This is a genomic window from Xanthomonas nasturtii, from assembly GCF_001660815.1.
GTDB lineage: Bacteria > Pseudomonadota > Gammaproteobacteria > Xanthomonadales > Xanthomonadaceae > Xanthomonas > Xanthomonas nasturtii.
In genome coordinates, this window is sequence record NZ_LYMI01000079.1 from 1 (window position 1) to 1,708 (window position 1,708).

Below are 1,708 nucleotides of genomic sequence, written 5' to 3' on the forward strand. Positions count from 1 at the left end.
AGAGCTTCTTCGGCCTACTCAAACGCGAGCGGATCAGGCGACGGGTCTATCCCACAAAGGACGCCGCACGCGCCGAGGTGTTCGACTACATCGAGATGTTCTACAACCCCAAACGCCGTCATGGTTCAACCGGCGACCTGTCCCCTGTAGAGTTTGAACGGCGCTACGCGCAACGAGGGTCTTGAGTGTCTACGGAACCCTGGGCGTATCAGACCGTCAATTGACCACAAGTCAAGCCCGGGCAGAAGGCCATCCTGCTCAAACAAGAAGGCACCGTAAGTATGGCCTTGATCATTGAGCCATTGATAGTCCGACAGAGCGCGCATTGCGAAATGCTCTGGACGGCGGCTTCTGATCGAAAAATCAATGCTCGCACAGCCACACCCGCAAAGGCGGACCACGCGAGCACTCTTTAGTTGTTCTAGAAAACCGGAGTTGTCTCCGTCTCCATGCTCCAAGAGCCAACGGACAACAGCGTGCTCTTCGCAGGTCAGCGCTCTGTCAATCTCAACATGCGATGGAGTGTGGATCACGGACCTAATACCTGAGTTGAGCCGACGCGCGAAGCGGCTTCGGCTTGAATAAATTGTTAGGCCGCATGCTGAGGCTCGGCCCGACGATATGCAACATGCGCCGATGGCTGCAAAGCGGTAGATGCGTTTACCTCAACATGCTGCTCGTCAAGTTGCCACGGGGCAGGAAAGTCGGCAATGACTTCAGTGGCTGCGCAGGAACAACTCTCCCTTGCCGCATCCGAAGGAGTGCCGTCGTACTCAAAACGGAGCCGAACTGTTTGCACAGTCTGTTCTGCTTCGATTGAGGCCTGAAGCAGCTCGGGATGCACCTCGCCAAGGAGAGATCTTTGCATTGAGAGCAAGAGAGCTGAAGCGCTACAGACGTCGCTCATGCGGCCTAACGATTGAATGAAGCCGAGTTGCGAAGCAGCTTCGGCTTGAATGAGTGTTAAGCAGTGAGTAGCCGCATTGGTGGGATGTTGCAACCATGCTCCACAGCACTGCCGCTTGCGCCGAGTTTGCCATAGCTTGCGGGATACAGCTTGCTCCGTAATGCGAGGGGTGCGATGGCGCTGAAGCGACATCAATAGCGCAGCGCGGCTACAAACGATGGCAAAGCCATGGCTGTCCGATGCCGGTAGCGGTCGGAATCACTAGCTGGAGCCAGCCTTCTAAGCGCCAAGCGGCTATGCGAGGATGAATCCCGGTGTTGCTGCTCCACCACAGCCTAACGCCGGAGTTAAATCGCACCAGGAAGCGGCAGCGGCTTGGACGAATTGTCATGCCCCGCCGGTGAGCTCCACCGACTGAGCCAGTATCCAGCCATCAAAGCCGTAGCTTGATTCCAAGTCAAAGCCACGGAGACCCTGATCATTGCAGTAGGCCCGGGCTTTTTCGAGCGAATCCGCCCAGGCGCCAGGCCAGCCGGTGAGGCGGGTGCCCTGCTGGAAGTTCTCCCACTCGCGACCAAGTAGTTCTTCAGCCGGAATCTCCTCAACGCCGAACACCCACGAGGGCATAAGCGGATACTCGAACCGATGCGCCACAGCGCCGGAGAAGACTAGGGCCTGTTAACACTAATGATCTGAGCGGTTAAACTATTGCGCATGGAAATCACACCCGCACAATTTTCTCTCATCGAACAGTGTCTGCCGAGGCAGCGCGGCAATGTCGGCATGACCAACCTGCAAGTG

At 56.9% G+C, this 1,708-nt stretch carries 2 protein-coding genes; one reads left to right on the forward strand and one right to left on the reverse strand.

Annotated elements, in window-relative coordinates; genetic code table 11:
- A partial coding sequence (locus tag A7D16_RS20140; protein ID WP_153043169.1) for an IS3 family transposase occupies window positions 1-185 on the forward strand: 185 nt, incomplete at its 5' end.
- A gap of 1,109 nt (window positions 186-1,294) precedes the next feature.
- Here A7D16_RS20140 and A7D16_RS20145 read toward each other — a convergent pair.
- The gene (locus A7D16_RS20145; protein ID WP_064635003.1) at window positions 1,295-1,534 is read right to left on the reverse strand and encodes a hypothetical protein; all 240 of its coding nucleotides are present in this window, start codon (window positions 1,532-1,534) and stop codon (window positions 1,295-1,297) included.
- Between the last annotated feature and the right edge of the window lie 174 nt (window positions 1,535-1,708).

What these genes read in the sequence shown, in the direction of transcription:
- A7D16_RS20145 (WP_064635003.1), bottom strand. Translation starts at nt 1,534, where the DNA reads ATGCCCTCGTGGGTGTTCGGCGTTGAGGAGATTCCGGCTGAAGAACTA.